General features: G+C 65.5%; 14 protein-coding genes, 1 tRNA gene and 1 rRNA gene. 5 read left to right on the top strand and 11 right to left on the bottom strand.

From position 1 onward, the window contains the following. Positions 1-184: 184 nt before the first annotated feature. From EGD98_RS09065 to EGD98_RS09075, 3 genes are all read right to left on the bottom strand, one after another. A tRNA-Ala gene (locus EGD98_RS09065) sits at positions 185-256 on the bottom strand. A gap of 136 nt (positions 257-392) precedes the next feature. Beyond that, positions 393-1863: ribosomal RNA gene (locus tag EGD98_RS09070) — 16S ribosomal RNA — on the bottom strand. Positions 1864-2555: 692 nt separating this feature from the next. After that, positions 2556-2864: a non-histone chromosomal MC1 family protein gene (locus tag EGD98_RS09075; RefSeq protein WP_220588064.1), complete on the bottom strand. Its 309-nt coding sequence runs from the start codon at positions 2862-2864 to the stop codon at positions 2556-2558. Between the two features lie 228 nt (positions 2865-3092). Here EGD98_RS09075 and EGD98_RS09080 point away from each other — a divergent pair, with 228 nt between their 5' ends. From EGD98_RS09080 to EGD98_RS09090, 3 genes are read left to right on the top strand one after another with little or no spacing between them, the layout of a single operon-like run. Then, the gene (locus EGD98_RS09080) at positions 3093-3290 is read left to right on the top strand and encodes a hypothetical protein (protein WP_004516407.1); all 198 of its coding nucleotides are present in this window, start codon (positions 3093-3095) and stop codon (positions 3288-3290) included. Between the two features lie 51 nt (positions 3291-3341). Continuing rightward, positions 3342-4394 (top strand): quinone-dependent dihydroorotate dehydrogenase, encoded by a 1053-nt coding sequence (locus EGD98_RS09085; RefSeq protein WP_220588065.1) that lies wholly within the window; start codon positions 3342-3344, stop codon positions 4392-4394. A 50-nt stretch (positions 4395-4444) separates the two neighbouring features. Next, positions 4445-5200 (top strand): alpha/beta fold hydrolase, encoded by a 756-nt coding sequence (locus EGD98_RS09090; RefSeq protein ID WP_328762504.1) that lies wholly within the window; start codon positions 4445-4447, stop codon positions 5198-5200. A gap of 43 nt (positions 5201-5243) precedes the next feature. Here EGD98_RS09090 and EGD98_RS09095 read toward each other — a convergent pair whose 3' ends face one another. From EGD98_RS09095 to EGD98_RS09110, 4 genes are all read right to left on the bottom strand, one after another. Next, a complete protein-coding gene (locus tag EGD98_RS09095) occupies positions 5244-5456 on the bottom strand; it encodes a hypothetical protein (protein WP_220588066.1) in 213 nt (70 codons plus the stop codon). A 112-nt stretch (positions 5457-5568) separates the two neighbouring features. Further along, a complete protein-coding gene (gene pheT, locus EGD98_RS09100) occupies positions 5569-7425 on the bottom strand; it encodes a phenylalanine--tRNA ligase subunit beta (RefSeq protein WP_220588067.1) in 1857 nt (618 codons plus the stop codon). Continuing rightward, the gene (pheS, locus tag EGD98_RS09105; protein ID WP_220588068.1) at positions 7425-8936 is read right to left on the bottom strand and encodes a phenylalanine--tRNA ligase subunit alpha; all 1512 of its coding nucleotides are present in this window, start codon (positions 8934-8936) and stop codon (positions 7425-7427) included. Before pheS ends, pheT begins: the two co-directional genes overlap by 1 nt. 507 nt (positions 8937-9443) lie before the next feature. Next, complete coding sequence (locus EGD98_RS09110) at positions 9444-11126, bottom strand: tryptophan--tRNA ligase (RefSeq protein ID WP_220588069.1); 1683 nt, start codon at positions 11124-11126, stop codon at positions 9444-9446. 396 nt (positions 11127-11522) lie between these two features. Here EGD98_RS09110 and EGD98_RS09115 point away from each other — a divergent pair, with 396 nt between their 5' ends. Then, positions 11523-11963 (top strand): hypothetical protein, encoded by a 441-nt coding sequence (locus EGD98_RS09115; protein WP_220588070.1) that lies wholly within the window; start codon positions 11523-11525, stop codon positions 11961-11963. A gap of 3 nt (positions 11964-11966) precedes the next feature. On the opposite strand, the gene endA is transcribed toward EGD98_RS09115, so the two are convergent. Further along, positions 11967-12962, bottom strand: a complete 996-nt coding sequence (endA, locus tag EGD98_RS09120; RefSeq protein ID WP_220588071.1) for a tRNA-intron lyase — start codon at positions 12960-12962, stop codon at positions 11967-11969. A 242-nt stretch (positions 12963-13204) separates the two neighbouring features. Next, on the bottom strand, positions 13205-13927 hold the full coding sequence (locus EGD98_RS09125) for a PDDEXK family nuclease (protein ID WP_220588072.1): 723 nt from the start codon (positions 13925-13927) through the stop codon (positions 13205-13207). Between the two features lie 99 nt (positions 13928-14026). Here EGD98_RS09125 and EGD98_RS09130 point away from each other — a divergent pair, with 99 nt between their 5' ends. Then, positions 14027-14677: an HAD family hydrolase gene (locus tag EGD98_RS09130; protein ID WP_220588073.1), complete on the top strand. Its 651-nt coding sequence runs from the start codon at positions 14027-14029 to the stop codon at positions 14675-14677. Between the two features lie 49 nt (positions 14678-14726). On the opposite strand, the gene EGD98_RS09135 is transcribed toward EGD98_RS09130, so the two are convergent. After that, positions 14727-14975 carry a DUF8028 family protein gene (locus EGD98_RS09135; protein ID WP_220588074.1) on the bottom strand — a complete coding sequence of 83 codons (249 nt, stop codon included), beginning with the start codon at positions 14973-14975 and terminating at the stop codon, positions 14727-14729. Positions 14976-15201: 226 nt separating this feature from the next. Further along, complete coding sequence (locus tag EGD98_RS09140) at positions 15202-17568, bottom strand: DEAD/DEAH box helicase (RefSeq protein WP_220589386.1); 2367 nt, start codon at positions 17566-17568, stop codon at positions 15202-15204. Positions 17569-17656: the final 88 nt, after the last annotated feature.

Here is a 17656-nt window from a genome sequence, read left to right on the forward strand (position 1 = left end):
ACGAGTCCAGTGGACGCCTGGATCGCACGTACACACGGTTTCATACTCGCCCCCAAGGTGGTGGATGGTGGGCGAATCGACCCTTCCCAACCTCGGTTTTACCCGGGATGGTGCATCTGTCGTCGTACCATATCCCATCGCCGTCCCACACTTAAGGGGCACGGTTCGGGGCTGGCACGTCGTATGGACCCACTGGGATTTGAACCCAGGGCTTCCTCCTTGCAAAGGAGGTGCTCTGCCGCTGAGCTATGGGCCCGGCAGATCCGCAGGTGTGAGCCCTGATAGTTCATAGGTGCCCGGTCGGTGAGTAGTTCTCGAACACCCGTGACTGGCGCGTATGAACGCACCAGTCGATGTAGGTGGGTCAGGCCAGAGGCCTGATCCCGATCAGTAGGAGGTGATCCAGCCACAGATTCCTCTACGGCTACCTTGTTACGACTTAAGCCCCCTTGCGGAGCCCAGATTCGACCATCGCATGATGGCCTCATCCGGACCCCACTCGGGTGCTTTGACGGGCGGTGTGTGCAAGGAGCAGGGACGTATTCACCGCGCGCTTATGACACGCGATTACTACCGAATCCAGCTTCATGCGGGCGAGTTTCAGCCCGCAATCCGAACTACGACTGCGTTTAGAGATTAGCTCCGCCTCTCGGCGTTGCATCCCTCTGTCACAGCCATTGTAGCCCGCGTGTTGCCCGGTCCATTCGGGGCATACTGACCTACCGTTGCCCGTTCCTTCCTCCGCTTTAGCAGCGGCAGTCCTCCTAGTGTACCCAACTACCTCAAGGGTATTGCTGGCAACTAGAAGTGCGGGTCTCGCTCGTTGCCTGACTTAACAGGACGCCTCACGGTACGAGCTGACGGCGGCCATGCACCTCCTCTCAACAGCTCGGGTAAGTTCGTCAAACTGACCGTCGTTACTGTTGTCGGGACCGGTGAGATGTCCGGCGTTGAGTCCAATTAAACCGCAGGCTCCTCCGGTTGTGGTGCTCCCCCGCCAATTCCTTTAAGTTTCATCCTTGCGGACGTACTTCCCAGGCGGCTCGCTTCTCGGCTTCCCTAGGGCGCAGCGCAGGCTCGTAGCCTACGGCACACCTAGCGAGCATCGTTTACAGCTAGGACTACCCGGGTATCTAATCCGGTTCGAGACCCTAGCTTTCGTCCCTCACTGTCGGGTCCATCCTCCTGAGGTGGTTTCCCCATTGGTGGTCCGTCCAGGATTACAGGATTTCACTCCTACCCCGGACGTACCCCTCAGGTCTTCTGGCCCCAAGCCAAACAGTTTCCACCGGACGCCCACGCGTTGAGCGCGTGGATTTCCCAATGGACTTGCTTGGCCAGCTACGGACGCTTTAGGCCCAATAATATCGGTCATCACTCGTGCTGCCGGTATTACCGCGGCGGCTGGCACCGGTCTTGCCCAGCACTTGTTCCTGTACCTCCCTACGGTACAGAAAAGCGAGGACTATATGCCCTCGCACTCGGAGTCCCCTTATCGCACTGTCGTGCAGTGTAAAGGTTTCGCGCCTGCTGCGCCCCGTAGGGCCCGGTATCTTGTCTCAGATACCGTCTCCAGGCTCTTGCTCTCACAACCTGTACCGATTATTGGCATGGTGGGCCGTTACCCCACCATCTACCTAATCGGCCGCAGCCACATCCTATGGCGCCGGAGCGTTTCTCACTCTCTGCACTCCAGCATGAGAGTGATATCAGGGATTAGCCTCAGTTTCCCGAGGTTGTCCCTGTCCATAGGGTAGTTTGGCCACGTGTTACTGAGCTATATGCCGCGGGTCTAAACCCGCGCGACTAGCATGGCTAAATCGGACTCCAATAGCAATGACCTCCGGCAGGATCAACCGGAATGTATCCCGGCACAAGGCCGGGGGGTTAGGCGGGTCACACTCCAGATGGAGTGTGGTCGCTATCGAAGGGTGTTCGAGGACACTCGCCGACCGAGTGTCACCGAACTATCAGGGCTCACATCAGATTCCATCTTGACGGCGGACCGCAGGGGTGGAATCCTCATTTCTCCGGACCTGCATATTCTCCCGAAGCCATCTTAAAGGCTTCGAGTTCCGATGGCGAGTTGCCTCGCCGCAGTGTGTGGCCAGGTTTCGTCGGCCCCGGCCAGGCCTCGTTCGCGTTCAATCCGAGTGCCCTGTTACACTTAAGGGCATCGGAGTTCGCTCGCGTCGAACCGCACGACGTGAGCGACCTTCGCGTTCCATCCGAACACCCTGTTACACTTAAGGGCGTCGGTTGGGATGAGGCCCGACCGGGGAAGTGTCGTCCCCGACCTCGTTCGCATTAGACTCGATGGGAGTGCCATACTTAACCCCGTCGGACCACGGCCGCTTCGGCAGGCGATTACACGGGGCAGTGACTCTCATACGGTAGACAGCAACACGGTAGTCGAACTGCAGACTGCGAACAGCTGGCAACCAGTCAATGCACGCTCTACGTGTGTGCGCGCTCACGCGCGAGATAGCCATTGGGAACTTGCACACTGGCCACAGCGAGCGGTATCGTCTACAAAAAGTCCGTGCCGAAGGGAACTAGATGTCGTCGAGGTGTTCGACACCCTCTTTCGAGACGTTCCCCTTCGTGATGTCGCCCGGCATCCAGTCCGGTTTGTCGTCGGGCGCTGTTTCGACCCAGGCCCACGCCTCGTAGATGTGGACCTTGTGGGTGCCCTTCTCCCGGAGCCGTATCTCCTGTCGGTCTGCTTCGTCCTCGCTGTCGGCCGGGTCGAGCCGCCGGGCGGCCTTCAACGCAGCCTGCCGGGGTGTCCCGCCTGAGAAGACGCTCGATTCGTCACCATCCTCACGGAGCGCAAAGTTGCGCTTGTCGCTGTCGCGTGCCATGGTTTTCTCCGCTCCATGTCAACTCAAAACATGGCACAACATAAATATACCCCCCGAATCGGCCTCCGTCACGGGATACGTTTATATATTAGAAGTCGAGAGAGGCTGTATTCGGCCACGATTGGGCCAGAAACGCCGCCCTGAAAGCGCGTGCGCACTCGAGTTCGGGACACGCCGCACGGTAGACTTAAGTGTATCCTACGGCGATGCACGGAATAGGATAGCGCGATGGTGCGAAAGAAGAAGCTTAGCCCGAGTGGCGCCAAAGACGAAGACGGCGAGTACCACAACGTACATATCAACATCCACGAAGACGAACTCGCCGTCGCCGGCATGGAGATCGGCGACGAGGTGTTCGTTCGGGTGCGTGACAACAAGATCATCATTCAAAAAGCCGACCCCGAAGAGGTCGAACACGATTTCTGACGTGCTGTCGCTACCCCCCGGCGGCTGTCGGGGGGCGACTCGAACTCCCCAATGAGACCCTACGATATCGCCAAACCGGTTCTGTTCTCACTCCCGGCCGAGACAGCCCACAGCGCCGTCCACGGCCTGCTAGAGGCGGCACAGGGAACCCCGATAGCGGCCGCGATGGCCGACCGGTACACCGTCTCCGACGACCGCCTCGCCGCCTCCGCGTTCGGCCAGTCGTTCGACAACCCCGTCGGCGTCGCTGCGGGCTTTGACAAGAACGCCACAGTGCCAAACGCCTTGGGGGCGATGGGCTTTGGCTTCGCCGAGGTCGGCGGCGTCACGGCCGAACCACAGGCCGGCAACGCCAGGCCCAGGATGTTCCGCCTGCGCGAAGACGACGGTATCATCAACCGAATGGGGCTGAACAACGAGGGGGCGGCCGCCGTCGGCGAGCGGCTGGCGAAGACGGACGCTCCCTTCCCGCTGGGCGTCAACATCGCCAAGAGCGAGCACGTCGGTACCAGCGGGGCCCCGGCGGACTACCGCGAGACGTACGAGCACGTCGCCGAGGGCGGCGATTTCTTCGTCGTCAACGTCTCCTGTCCCAACTCACAGGGGTTCGAGGAGCTCCAGAACCGCGATGCGATGACTGCCATCTTCGCGGAGCTCCAGGATGCGGGCGCCGCGCCGCTGCTGGTGAAGCTCTCGCCGGACCTCCCCGAACCGGCGGTCGAGGACACGCTCGACCTCGTGACCGAACTCGACCTCGACGGCGTCGTCGCGACCAACACGACGACCGAGCGCCCCGAGGGGTTGCGCTCGCCAAACGCCAGCGAGACGGGCGGGCTCTCCGGGAAGCCAATCGAGGACAGAGCGACAGATATGGTCCAGTTCGTCGCCGAGCGCGTCGACGTCCCCGTCGTCGGCGTCGGCGGCGTCGCCTCGGCCGAGGGCGCCTACCAGAAAATCCGTGCCGGCGCCTCGCTCGTCCAGCTCTACACCGGGCTGGTCTACGAGGGGCCGTCGCTCGCTCGGGACATCAACGAGGGGCTACTCGACCTGCTGGAGCGGGACGGCTTCGACAGTGTCGAGGATGCCGTCGGCGCGGACCTGTAGCGGACCACAGTAACGGGGGATTTTAGCGTCGAGGAGCGAACACGTCGAGCGTGAGCTGCGACGCTATCTACCGATACGCCCGCCGGGCGCTGGTCTGGCTGGTCGCCGTCGGCGTCCTCACAGCGGGGGCGGGCGTCCTCTATTTCGGCACGCCACACCACGCGTCCGACGCGAGCGTCGCCAGCGTCGAGGCGGACCCGAACGTGACGGTCACCGAGCAGGGCGGGACGTACACACTCGAACCGTCGGGTCGAGAGTCGACAGTGGGGCTCGTCTTCTACCCGGGCGCGCGGGTCCACCCGGACGCCTACGTCGCGTCGCTCGCACCGCTTGCCAGCGAGGCCAACGTGACCGTCGTCGTCCCGAAGCTACGGCTGAACCTGGCTGTGCTCGAACAGGGCGCCGCCAGCGGGTACGTGACCGGTTCCAGGGTCGAAAACTGGTACGTGGGCGGGCACTCGCTGGGCGGGGCGATGGCCTGTCGCTACGCGGCCCAGAACCCCGAGGCGGTCGAGGGCGTGGTGCTGTACGCCTCGTACTGCGACCGGGACATCTCCGAGACCGGACTCGCGGCCCTGAGTGTCACCGGCAGCGCGGACACCGTCCTCGACAGCGATTCCTACGAGGAAAACCGCGAGAACCTCCCTGCCGACACCACAGTCCGTACGCTCCCGCTGAACCACACCCAGTTCGGGAGCTACCGCGGCCAGCGCGGCGACGAGCCGAGCAATCTCAGCTACGCCACCGCCCACGACCGGCTGGCCAACGTCACCGTCGCGTGGGTCCGGTCCCAGGGAGACACCTGAACAGAACCATCGGGGACTCCGTCGTAGCAGTCGGCGCGGACCGCTATCGGCACTCCTCGATCGGAATCGCGGCCTGGATATCGGCCGACAGCCACGCCGTCTGGCTGTCGCCGGTCCCTGGGACGATGGTGAGCACAGACGGGGCGTCCGGGTCGTCGACCAGCCAGTCGAGCTCGAACCACGGATACGTCTCACAGGCCGGGTTGCCGTAGCGGTCCGGGTCGCCACAGTCGGAGTGTCTGTCGGTGACTGCCATTGTCCCTCTGTGTGGTACTACGTGGCAATGAGGGAAAAATACCCCGCAACGGTCCGGTAAGTCGGTTACGAAAAGGTAACAGTAGCCGAAGGTACTGACGGCCCTTCGCGCCCTACTCCAGCGCGTCCAGCCGGAACTCGAAGGCCGCCACCGGCAGTTCCAGGTCGTGCTCGACGAGCACTTTCGGATGCACCTCGCCGATGACACCGACCGTCTCCCCGTCCAGCACGACATCGGCCACGCGGCCGTCGATGAACGTCGGGTGGCTCGTCGCGGGCGTCTCGAGGTCTTTCCCGAACGCCTCGGCGACGGTCTGTAGGCGGGCCTTGGCGTCCTCGTATGAGGCGTCAGTGCGGGCGAGTGCCCCGGCGACGGTGCGGTGTTCGCTGACGCCAGTGTTCTGGCCCTCGTCCAGGCCCGCGGCGAGCCCGATTTCGGCGAGGTCCTGCGAGTACCGGCGGTGGGTGTTGTTCTCCAGGACCATCATGAGCGATGGGAGCGCCCACGTCCGGAGGATGGTGTAGTCCTCGCTGTAGGGTTCCTGAATGGTGACCGGGTCCGCGAGGCCGACCAGCGCGTCGTCGGCCGCCGCCGCGTCGGGGTCGGAGAGGTTCATTCTGCTGAAGTTCTCCGCCTCGTTGGTCATGTGGAAGTTCAGCAAGTCCTCGAAGCCAAGTCCCACGAGGGTATCACGGGCGGCGTCCTCCAGCACGGAGCGGTCGTGGCGGCCGCCGACCGTCGAAACGTCAGGGTATGTCGGTTCGAGGCTGTTGAACCCGAGCGCACGACCGATGTCGTCGACGATGTCCAGCGGGTGGATGACGTCGACCCGGTAGGGCGGAATCTCGACCTCGAAAGAGACGCCGTCGTCAGTCACGACCCGCGTGGCGTCCAGGCCGGCCCGTTCCGCGTAGTCGATGATCTGCTCGGGCTCGAGGTCGACGCCGAGCAGGGACTCGATGCGGTCCTGGGTGACTGTCTTCGTCCGGGTCTCGAAGTCGGGACGCTCCAGTGTCCGGCCGGCGTACTCGCCGGCGGCGTCGTCGGCGTACTCGACGTTCACGCGCTCGATGGTGCCGCCGCGGGCCTCCAGCGCGTAGCAGACAATCGAACACATGTGGTCGATGGTCCACTGGTCGGTCCCGGTCAGCTCGATGAAGAGGTCCCGGGAGTCCTCGCTGACCTCCGTCCGGCGGCCGTTGATGACCGGCGGGAACGAGAACAGCCCGATAGCGTCGTAGATGGCGGGCACCTTCTCGAAGTCTGCGACGAGGTCGCCGTATTGCTGGCCGGTGTCGTGGCGCTCGATGACCTCGTTCGGAGTCATCTCGGCGTCGGACTCCAGCGGGACGAAGGTGGCCTCGTCGGGGTCTGCGCTCGTGTACGTAATCGCGTTGGCGCCGGTGGTTTCGACGGTGGCGTCGCCGACCATTTCGTCCTGGGGCTCTTCGCTGGCTTCGGTCGGGTCCTGTCCGCCCGAGAGGTCCAGACTGCTCGATTGCTCGTCGGTCGGGCGGAGGTCGGTTCCTTTCAGCATCGTCAGGTCGTGGACCCCGATAGCGCCCTTCGCGCGCTTGCGACCCATCGTCGCGTGGAGCTTCTCCTGCAGTTGAATCAGCGATTCGAGGGCGCCCTCGCTCATGTCCAGCCCGCGGACGACCGCGCCGGTGACGTAGGGCCGGCCCTCGGGCTGGTCCTCTACCTCGATAGTCCACTCGGCGCTGTTCGTGTTGGGGACGTAGACGCCCCGGTCGTCGCCGTAGTGATACCGCAGCGAGCGGGCGACGCCCTCGACGGAGAGGCGGTCCAGTCTGTCGGGCGCGAACTCCAGCTGGAACTCGTCGTCTTCGGTCCAGCCCTCGAACTCCAGGCCCAGATTGAACAGGTCCGATTTGAGTTCGTCGTCGTCCTTCTCGTCGTGACCGGTCAGGTATCGCAGTTCGTCGGGGTCAACATCGACAACGGGCATCAGTGAAGCACCTCCGTGGTCCGCAGCAGTTCGAGGTCACACAACGTCCCGTGGACGTCACGGATGTCCTCGAATCCGTACATCAACATGAGCAAGCGTTCGAGCGAGAGCCCCCACGCCATCACGTCGCAGTCGACGCCCAGCGGCGAGAGCACCTCCTCGCGGAAGATGCCCGAGTTGCCGACCTCGACGACCTCGCCGGTCTCGGGATGGGTGCCAAAGAGTTCGAAACTTGGCTCCGTGTATGGGTTGTAGTGGGGCTTGAACTCCAGGTCGGTGATGCCAAACTGCTCGTAGAACTCCGTGAACGTGCCCATCAGGTCACGCACGGAGAGGTCCTCGGCCATGACCCACCCCTCTATCTGGAAGAACTCCAGTAAGTGCGTCGGGTCGAGCGTGTCGTTGCGGTACACCTTCTCGACGCTGAAGAATCGCTTCGGTGGCTCCAGCTCGCCGATTTCCTCGCCGGAGAGATGCCGCATCGACAGCGACGTGGTGTGGCCCCGCAGGTCCAGCCCGCGGGCAACGTCTTCTTCCCACGGTGAGTGATACCCCTCACCGTCGGGACCGACGCCCTCCTTGTGTGCCGAGCGGACACGGTCGACGAGGTCCGCGGGCAGTTCTCCAATTTCGTCCGGTCGCTCCAGCGCGAACTGGTCCCAGTGTGTCCGTGCGGGATGGTCCTGGGGCATGAACAGGCAGTCGTTGATCCAGAACTGCGCGTCGACGTGGGGGCCTTCCATCTCCTGGAACCCCATTCCCACGAGGGTATCTTTGACCCTGTTTGCGGTCTGGCGGAGGATATGCTCCTTGCCGTGGCTCACGTCTTCGGCGTCGGCCTCGACGTTGTACTCGGTGAACTCGACGTCCGCCCACTCGCCGCTGGTCAGTAGCTCGGCGGTGAGCTGGTCGACGGTCTCGGCGGCCTCGACGCCGGCTTCGAGGGCAGCGACGCCCTCGTCGGTCAGCTGCACGGAACGGACGGTCTCCTCGCGGACCTCCAGCAGGCCACGCCGTTCGAGCTGGTCGAGCGCGTCGGCGTCGGCCTCGTCGAGCTGGTCGTCGGCGACCGCTTCGAGCGCCAGCATCTCCGCGTCCTGCCCCGGTTTCGCGTCCGGGTCGGCGGTTATCTCGCCGCTGTCTATCTCGCCGTACCCCTTGCGGGCGTAGTTCGACAGCGCGATGTCGACGGCGGGGCCTTCGAGCCCGGAGGCACCGATGACCTGCCCCATCTGGACCGGCTCCTCGTCGGCGCCGGCGTCGATTGCGGCCTCGTAGAGGTCCTGTTCCGGGAGGCTCTCGAAGACGTACTGGGTGCCCTCGTCGGTCAGCGTGTAGTGTTCGACGGTCTCCTCGGTGACGGAAAGCAGGCCGTCGTCTTCGAGTTCGAACGCGGCCCGTGTCGCCGTCTCGGGTTTGAGGCCGGCCTCGTCGGCCACCTCGTCGATGCGCCTGGGGTCGTCTGCGTCGGCGGCCTGGAGGACGGCCACCTGTGCCTGTGGTCGCTTCATATGAGTGTCTCGGTCGTTGTGGGGAGTACCGCGGGTCGCTCAGTTAACGGTTCTTACTTGCTGCGAAGGGCTAGTGGACGGCCCACGCACCGGGTGATTTCGTCGGGACCACCGCGGCCCCGAGTCCGCCACCCGTCAGACCGCGAAGAAAAATCCGAATCCCGGACGCACGGCTGGCTGGACGGCGACACTGGCAGCGTGGGATTCGGATGCCATGTGAGAGCGATTGGCGTGCCTTAACAAAAGGATTGTGAAGTGTGAAACTGCGGGTCGAGGTTTTGAATCAGTCAGACCGGCTGCTAACAGCCAGAAAGCCCCCGACCGCTCGACTACTGCGACTCGCTGTGCTCCTCGGTCACTTCGTTCCCTGCGGTGCTTACATCGTCTCGAACGTCGAGCGGCCGGCCCCTTTCAGTCCGCCCGTAACCGGTTGGCCAGCCGGCATGGGTGGGGCTTTCTGGCTCTCAGCGAAAGCAGCAGGTCAAAAAACACCGACTCCAACAGTTCCTAGCCCCGCGTTCGGTGCGAGTCCAGGTCGATGTCGAGTTCGTCCAGTTTGTCCTCCCACTCGGCGCGTTTCTCCTGGTGCTCTTCCAGGAAGGCTTCCATCAGCTCCGCCGCTTGCTCCTTGCAGCCGCCACAGAGCCGTTCGCCGCCGACACACTCCTCGTACACTTCCTCGGCGAACTCGTCGTCGTCGCCAGAGAGCAGGTACGCGTACAGTTCGTAGACGGGACACTCGTCAGCCTTCCCGCCCTTCTCGCGCTGTTCCTCGGCAGTCGCCCGGCCGCCAGTCGTGGCGGCTTTCACCTTGTCGTAGCCCTCTTCGGGGTCGTCGAGCAGCGAGATGTGTGAGGCCGGAATCGAGGAGGACATCTTCCCGCCGGTCAGTCCGGTCATAAAGCGGTGGTAAATCGAGGAGGGGGGCAGGAAGCCGTAGCCGCCGGTGTCGAGTTCGACCTGACGGGCGAGTTCGTCGGCCTCGGCGTGGTCCAGGTCGAATGCGTCGACGTGCTCGTCGTAGACGCGCTTCTCGCCGTCGACGGCCTCGATGAGCGCCTCGAAGGCCTCGTCGGTGGCGTTGCGGTCGAAGATGCGGGTCCGTGGCCGAATCGGCTCCTTCCCTGCGTTGTCGAGTTTCTCGGCGACGGACTCGCGGGCGTCGGCGGGCGCCGGCTCGTGTTCGCGCAGGTAGTCGGCGGCCTCGACACAGCGGGGCATCTCGGGGTCCTCGGCGTACGCTTCGCGTGCGTCGTAGGCCTGGCCCAAGAGAGTGCGCTCGACGGCCTCGGCCTCGAAGCTGGCGAAGGCCTCGGTGACGCCGAAGTAGCGCATCCGCGCCGCCAGGTCCCGCGCGAGCCGCATGTGGGGGTCCTGGTCCGGGCCGACCGGAATCACCGTCGGCTTGGGTTCCTCCAGTTGCGGGTAGAGGATGTCGGCCATCTGCGTGACGACCGACTGCATGTGCGAGACGTCGGTCTCGCCGTCGAAGTCGTAGATGGCCTGCAGCTCCGAGAAGTTCGTCTCGGCGCCGAGTTCGAACGCGAGGTCCTGCAGCTCGCGGTTGTCCGATTGGCGATACAGCTCGCCCTCCTCCGGGTCAAACCCGAGCGCGAGCAAGGAGAGGATGTAGCTCTCGGCGTGTTCGTCGATTTCGCTCCAGGAGAGCTCGCGGGCGGCGTGGGCCTCCAGGTCGGCGATGAGGGCGTAGGCGTCGGCGCCCTGCTCCTGGTGCCAGATTATCTCGTCGAACACCATCTTGTGGCCGATATGGGGGTCGCCGGTCGGCATAAAGCCCGACAGCGAGGCGAAGGGCTCGTCGTTGCGCATGGCTTCGGCGACCGGTGAGTAGTCACGGTGGCCGAAGATGACGCCCCGGCGCATCAGGTAATGCGGGTTCGGGACCGCCGGGAGCACGTCGTCGAACTCCTCGATGCCGAACTGCTCGAACAGCTTGCGGTAGTCCGCGACGGTCGAGGAGCCCCACGGGTCGAGGACGGCCTCGTCGGCGCCGGCGGCATCGGTGCCACCATCGGAGCGAAGCTCCGATGAGGTTCGTCTCACCGTGTTCGACTCACCACCGTCAGAGCGGAGCTCTGACGAGGCTCGCTTCGTGTCGCTTGGCTCCCCGTCGTCCGTCCGGGGCTGCTCGTCTGTCGGTTCGTCGTCGGTGTGTGAATTTCGCGTCATGTGTCGTGTGTCGTGTCGGTGTGCAGTCGAGGCCAGGGCAGAGAAAGCGGAGGGAGCATCGTCGGCCTCGCCGACGGGTTACGCCCGCCGGACGGGAACCGCGAAACTGTCCACTCTCCGGGCGTGCCAGCGCCAGCCGTCGACGGGAGTGGACACCATGTTGGGGACATGCGCGAACACGGTCTTATTCCTTCCGGGTCCGTTCGAGCGCGACCACAGCGACAGCACCGCGTGATCCGACCGGCTGTCCCATTTTCTCATAGCGCGCTGGGGCGGCGGACGAACGTCGCCGCCTCGACCGTGCCGGGCGTCTCAAGAACGGGGATGACAGTCGCTGCTACGGCTTACGGTATCACTGGAGGACATTTTTGTCCAATCACCGACACAGGTTCCGATATGGTGGCACGAATCCGCCGGGTACTGCTGGGAGCGGGCGAACACGGCCCGCGGACGTTTCTCGTCCTGATACTCACAGCGGGGGCACTCACCATCGGCGGATACGCGCTGGACCTCGTCGGCGTCGACGGGATGGTGATCGTCCCGATAGTGGGTGGCCTGGTGGGGTTCGGGGTGGCCACGGCGGTCGGCTACCTGCGTGGCGGTGTCGTCACCGCAGTGCTCGGGGCGTACCCGCCGCTTGTCGGGCCGCTCATCGAAGGAACAGTACGGCGGACGGACGGGACAGTCCCGGAGCGACTCGCGGTGATAGACCCCGAATACTTCGCGTTCCTTGGGGTCATCGCGTTCCAGACCGGCATCGCCGGCGTCGTGGTCGGCTATCTGGCACGGACCGGGGTCGAGTTCGTCCGTCGGTCGGGGACCCCCGTCAGACCCTGACGTTCAGGGCGTCAACCGCCGTGTCTCGACCCACTCGACTGTCTCGTCCACGAGCGCGAACACCATCGTCTTCCGGACGCCGTGGGCCAGCCGGACGTCCAGCGCGAGGTCCCGCGGTTCGAAGTCGTGGTCGGCAGGCAACACTCGGACGAGCAGTTCGGAGTGGCCCAGGTCGTCGACGCTCTCGACGTCGGCGTAGGTCCGAAAGTCCGCACCGAACTTGAACCCCGTTTTGGGGACGACACCCGAGTCCCGCAGGGCGGCGTAGACGGCCAGCCGGCGGTCGAAACGGTCGCCCTCGACGTCGCGGCCGCGCTCGACCACCGCAGCGTCATCCCCGTCGACCGACAGCACCCCTTCGCGAGCCAGATACGCCGCCTCGACGAGCGAGAGCTGGACGGCGTCCTCGTCCAGTTGCTGGCCGTAGAAGGCCTGCTGGTAGAGCGCCGCCGGCGGGTCCCAGCACAGCACGCGCTCGGCGAGCAGCGTCCCCTCGACGGCGGGCACGTCGGCGGCACTGGTCCCCTCGACGGTCCGTCGGCTGGTGTCCAGATAGGTGAGTTCGCTCTCCTCGTCGACGACGGCCAGCACGCAGTCGCCCAGCGACGACGCGGGGACGTCGTCGCGCTCACCGACGACCCGGACGCGGTGGGCCACGGCGTCGTCCCACGGCCCCTTACCACGCGGGTAGACGACGAAGTCCACGCCAGCGGGCTCGTCGACCCATCCCTCGCGGGCGGGCGTGAGATAGAACCCCCGGTCGCGCAGGTCCTTGTAGACCAGAAAGTCCACGGCCGAGACGGCCCCGGAGGCGAGCAGTTCCTGGACGCCCATCCCGTCGACGGCGTCGATGTCGCCGCGATAGCACAGATGGGCGGCCTCGACAGGCGCGAGGTCGAGGTCCCCGTCGCGAGCGTGGCCGTAGCCACGGGAGTCGTAGAACCGCTCGCGAGCACGGTTCCCGGCCCGGACCACGTCGCCGTCGAGCGTGAGTTGCATACAGGTTGGTGGTCGACCGAGGGTCAAATCCCCTGCGGGTTCGGGCTAGCAGTGGTGTGGGGAGTGGACGAGAGACTTCGAACAGTCAGAAAGCCCCGCCTGGCTCCGGTCGGGGGGACTCGCTGCGCTCCTCACTCGCTACGCTCGTTCCGGTGCTTACGTCGTCCGCCTTCCCGGAGCCAGCCGCCCCTTTCCGGCTCTCTGAAATCAGTACGCCGAACCAACCACTCCAGCCCGGCCAATCACCCGCTTTCCTCACAGCCGCTGTCGAGACACCGCCGGCCGCCGCTGGTCTCGAACGTGGGGAGGCCACAGTCACAGTCGTCGACGACGACCCCCGACGGGACGGCGTAGCCGGTGTCACACTCGGGGTAGTTCTCACAGCCCGCCAGCAGGCCGCCACGGCGCAGAATCCGCAGGTCGCCGTCGCAGTGCTTACACGTCCACTCGCGGTCGAAGGCGGCCTGGACGCGCTCGTCGAGTGACTCACAGTCGCGGTCGATGCAACACTCGATGGCTTCGCCGCGTTCGACCCGCATCGTCGGCAGCGCACAGTCCCCACAGCGACCGCCGGTGACGGCGGCGTCGGTCGGCAGCCCGTAGCGCTCGCCACAGCCGGTACAGGTCACGTCACCGCCCGCACGCACCAGTGTCCCCGGACAGTTCGGACAGTCGCCGACCGGGACGCCGGCCTCCGAGGCCGGGAACCGGGCGCTGCCGTGTTCCTCGTGGGCGACGACGCGGAGGAACTGCTCGCCGTCGCGGGCGGTGACAGTCCCGTCCTCGACGGCGACGCTCTCGGCCCTAGTGAGCCACGCCACCGGTTGGTACCCCCCGGCGTCGTGGACCAGCACCGTGTTGTCGGGCTTGACCACCACCAGCACGTCGCCGCGCTGTTCGCGCTCGCGGGACCCCTCGAAGACAGTCGTACACTCGCCGGCCATCACGCGCGTTCCGTCGTGCATAGCGGGTGTGGCTCCGTTTCGGTATGTAAACTCTCGGCCGGCGGTAGCGACGCCGGTCGAGCGCAAGGGGCAAACCGCTCGGGTGAGTGAGAGACGGTAATGAGCGACGCGCCGACTGCAATCTGTTTCGACATGGACGGTGTCCTCGTCCAGTCCGAGGACCACTGGGTCAGTATCCAGCGCGAGCACATCCTGCCGACCGTCGCGCCCGACGACGACATCCCGCTGTCGGCTATCACCGGCCGCGATTACACCGAGGTGTATCCGGACCTCGACGGAGAGTACGAGCTCGCCGTCTCCCGCGAGGAGTACGAGCGTCTCTTCGAGGAGGCGGGCAGGGAGATATACAGCGAGCACGCGACGATGCTCGACGGCGTGGACGACCTGCTGGCCGACCTGCGCGAGGCCGGCACGTCGCTGGCGCTGACGACCTCGGCGCCGTGGGACTGGATCGACGTCATCGAGGACCGCTTTGGCCTGCTCCACCATTTCGACACGGCCGTGAGCGCCCAGGACATCGACGCGCCGGGCAAGCCCGAGCCACACATCTACGAACACGGCGCGAGCGAGCTGGGGGTCGAGCCGACGAACTGCTGGGCCGTGGAGGACTCCCACGCCGGCGCGAGCGCGGCCGTGGCCGCGGGGATGACGACCGTCGGCTTCCAGGGCGACGGCGCGGCGACGGAGCTCCCGATGGTCCACCATCTGGCCGGCGACGCGGCGGAGCTACGCGACGTGCTGTTCGGGTAGCGTTTCCAGTGAAGGGGGGAGTCGAAGAGTGCGGGACAGTCGAGGGGAGTCAACTGTCCGCGCGGTAGCCTCGGCCCACAATGAGACCGAGGACGTTGGCGAAGAACACACCGGTTAGCAGGAGGAGGCGGCTCCGTCCGTCCAGTGGACTCGTGAGAACTGCCAGATACGCCAGTGGGGCCACGACGGCGGTCCAGAACCCGACGAACTGGACCGGTCGGACGGCCATCGTTCGGACGTCGGCGCGTCCGCTGGGGAGTACGTCAGTGGGCAACCGAAGGGGCGAAGCACTGGACATTGGGTTCCTCCTCACACGACTGTATGACCGATACCCCCATATAAACGAACGACGGTTGTGGTTAATTCGCTCGGATACGTTTCGTTTGATTGATTTTAGCTGGTTTCACTGTCACCATTTACACTCGATTAGACCGCCCTAGGTGCCGTTATAAATTTTATTCAGCCCTATGAGGCGGTTATCCGGAATTGGACGAAGACGGCGAGACACACCGACAGTCTGCCCGTCACTCGACGCTGACCGTCCGAGTGGAGGTGACCGGGTCGAGGGGCTGGTCCGGGAACGTCACTTCGACGGTGAAGGTCAGCTCGTCGGCGTCGGCACCGAAGACGGCGACCGGAAGGTTGGTCTGGCCGAGGTAGGCGGGTTTGGCCGTCATCTCGCGGCCGTTGACCGTCACGCGCAGTCCCGCCCGGGCGCCGCCGCCGTTGTTCGCGACGGTCACTTCCCGCATGTCGTGGTCGCCGGCGGCGATAGCGTCGGGGAACTCGCCCCAGTCGACGACGACGACGGGAAGGTCACGGGCGTTCGAGACGACCTGCTCGGCGACGCCCTCGGAGAGCCCGGCCGAGACCAGTCCGGAGACGCCGGCCCGGACGATGTCGCCCGGGCTGGACAGCCCCGCAGCGGCGAGTTTGCCGGCACGGCCCGAGCCGACGCCGTCGATGGCCGTCAGCCCGACCGCGTCGTCGCTGATACCGTGTTCGACGCGGGCCTCGACGCGGCAGGCCAGGTTGGCGAAGCGACCCGGCGCGAGGTTGTCGAGGAACTCACGCAGGGCCGCCAGCAGGCGCAGGGCGTTCTGGCGGATGACCCAGGCGTCGCTCTTGAGTTCCGTCGGCGTGGTGCCGGTCATCCCGGAGCGAAGGATGGCCAGCACCTTCCGCTGGCCGGCGTCTAGCTCGTCTGGGGCATCCCCGAGTACTGCCGTCACCGCGTCCTGCTCGTCCGAGCGGGCGCTGACGCTGTCGAATTCGGTCGCACCCGCGACCGTCGAGAGCAGCGTCTCGGCGTCGATTCGGTCCGCGTCACCCTCGCTTGCGGCCGCCTCACAGCGCTCGGCCAGGTCGGCAAAGCGGCGGGCGGTCTCCAGCCGCAGGTAGAACTTCGAGGCGAGCTGGCCCAGCCGGGTGGCCTCGATGCGGAGACCGTCACGCTCGACGAAGCCGTCGGCGACGAGCTGGGAGAGCTCGTTGGACACCCGTTCCCGGAGGGCGCTGCCGGCGTCGTAGGCGTCGGGGGCCGATTTGGCGCGGGCGTAGTAGAACGTCGTCTCCAGCCAGCTCATCACGTCGTCGATGTCCCGAATCGTACCCAGGGCGATTTCGGCGTTGAGGTGGGCGTCGAGTTCGCCCGCGAGCCGTGACTCTATCTCCTTGCCGTCACGCAGGAGGCGACGATACTTGTCCGCGTCCGAGCGGTCACAGACGACCCACGCGTAGCCCATGTCGTCGTAGCCCGGCCGGCCCGCCCGCCCGAGCATCTGGAGGACGTCCAGCGGGCTCATGTCGACTTCGCCCTCCAGCGGGTCGTGGAGCTTCGTGTCCCGGATGACCACACAGCGGGCCGGGAGGTTCACGCCCCAGGCGAGCGTCGAGGTCGAGAAGAGGAGCTGAATCTTCCCCTGCTTGAACCACTCCTCGACGCGGTTCTTGTCCTCACGGGAGAGCCCGGCGTGGTGAAAGCCCACGCCGTCCAGCACCGACTGGCGGAGCGTGTCGTTGCTCAGGTCCGCAGCGTCGTTGTGGAAATCGTAGTCCCCGCGTGCGCCCATCGGGATGTCCCGTTCGGTGAGTTCGTCGAGGGCCTTCTTGGCGGCCTGGACGGTGTCCTGTCGGGAAGAGACGAAGACGAGCGCCTGGCCCTCGTCGCGGATGTGTGGCTCCGCGAGGTCCAAGGCCCGGTAGAGCCGCCGGTACTTGTCGGCGAAGGCGTTCTCGCCGTGGGAGTAGGTCTTCACGTCGGCGTTCAGGGGAACGGGGCGGAACTCCTCGCCGAAAGCGAAGGTCGTGTCGCCGGGAGCGTCGAGCCAGTCGGCCACGTCGTCGATGTTGGGCATCGTCGCCGAGAGGGCGACGACGCGGGGGTCACAGAGCCGGCGGAGTCTGGAGACTGTCACTTCCAGCACCGCCCCACGTCTGTCCGAATCCAGCAGGTGGACCTCGTCGATGACACAGCAGTCCGCGTCCGTGATGAAAGAGTAGCGAGCCGTCTCGTGTTTTCGCGTCGCGGAGTCGGCCTTCTCCGGCGTCATCACGAGGATGTCGGCGCGTTCGGCACGGCGCGGCGAGAGGTCGCGTTCGCCGGTGACGACGTACACCGAGTAGCCCAGCTCCTCGAAGCGTTCCCACTCGCTTTCCTTCTCGTTGGTGAGCGCGCGCAGCGGCGCGAGAAAGAGCGCCGTCCCGCCCTCGGCGAGGGTCTTGCAGATGGCCAGCTCCGCCAGGGCGGTCTTCCCGCTGGCGGTGGGCGCGCTGACGACGACGTTGTCCTCGCGGTTCAACAGGGCGGGCAGCGCCGCCGACTGCATCTCGTTGAACCGCTCGAATGGGAAGGCGCCGACAAAGTCCGGCAGGACCTCCTCGACCGCCACCGTCGGCTCGCTGTCGGCTCTGCGTGGCACGTCAGATGGGCGGCACCGCGACGGCAAAGGCGTTTCTATGGCGGAGTGGAAGTGGTCG

Origin of the sequence: Haloarcula salinisoli (genome assembly GCF_019599405.1) — an archaeon.
GTDB classification, from domain to species: Archaea; Halobacteriota; Halobacteria; order Halobacteriales; family Haloarculaceae; genus Haloarcula; species Haloarcula salinisoli.

What these genes read in the sequence shown, in the direction of transcription:
- EGD98_RS09075 (WP_220588064.1), bottom strand. Translation starts at nt 2,864, where the DNA reads ATGGCACGCGACAGCGACAAGCGCAACTTTGCGCTCCGTGAGGATGGT.
- EGD98_RS09080 (WP_004516407.1), top strand. Translation starts at nt 3,093, where the DNA reads ATGGTGCGAAAGAAGAAGCTTAGCCCGAGTGGCGCCAAAGACGAAGAC.
- EGD98_RS09085 (WP_220588065.1), top strand. Translation starts at nt 3,342, where the DNA reads ATGAGACCCTACGATATCGCCAAACCGGTTCTGTTCTCACTCCCGGCC.
- EGD98_RS09095 (WP_220588066.1), bottom strand. Translation starts at nt 5,456, where the DNA reads ATGGCAGTCACCGACAGACACTCCGACTGTGGCGACCCGGACCGCTAC.
- pheT (WP_220588067.1), bottom strand. Translation starts at nt 7,425, where the DNA reads ATGCCCGTTGTCGATGTTGACCCCGACGAACTGCGATACCTGACCGGT.
- pheS (WP_220588068.1), bottom strand. Translation starts at nt 8,936, where the DNA reads ATGAAGCGACCACAGGCACAGGTGGCCGTCCTCCAGGCCGCCGACGCA.
- EGD98_RS09110 (WP_220588069.1), bottom strand. Translation starts at nt 11,126, where the DNA reads ATGACGCGAAATTCACACACCGACGACGAACCGACAGACGAGCAGCCC.
- EGD98_RS09115 (WP_220588070.1), top strand. Translation starts at nt 11,523, where the DNA reads ATGGTGGCACGAATCCGCCGGGTACTGCTGGGAGCGGGCGAACACGGC.
- endA (WP_220588071.1), bottom strand. Translation starts at nt 12,962, where the DNA reads ATGCAACTCACGCTCGACGGCGACGTGGTCCGGGCCGGGAACCGTGCT.
- EGD98_RS09125 (WP_220588072.1), bottom strand. Translation starts at nt 13,927, where the DNA reads ATGCACGACGGAACGCGCGTGATGGCCGGCGAGTGTACGACTGTCTTC.
- EGD98_RS09130 (WP_220588073.1), top strand. Translation starts at nt 14,027, where the DNA reads ATGAGCGACGCGCCGACTGCAATCTGTTTCGACATGGACGGTGTCCTC.
- EGD98_RS09135 (WP_220588074.1), bottom strand. Translation starts at nt 14,975, where the DNA reads ATGTCCAGTGCTTCGCCCCTTCGGTTGCCCACTGACGTACTCCCCAGC.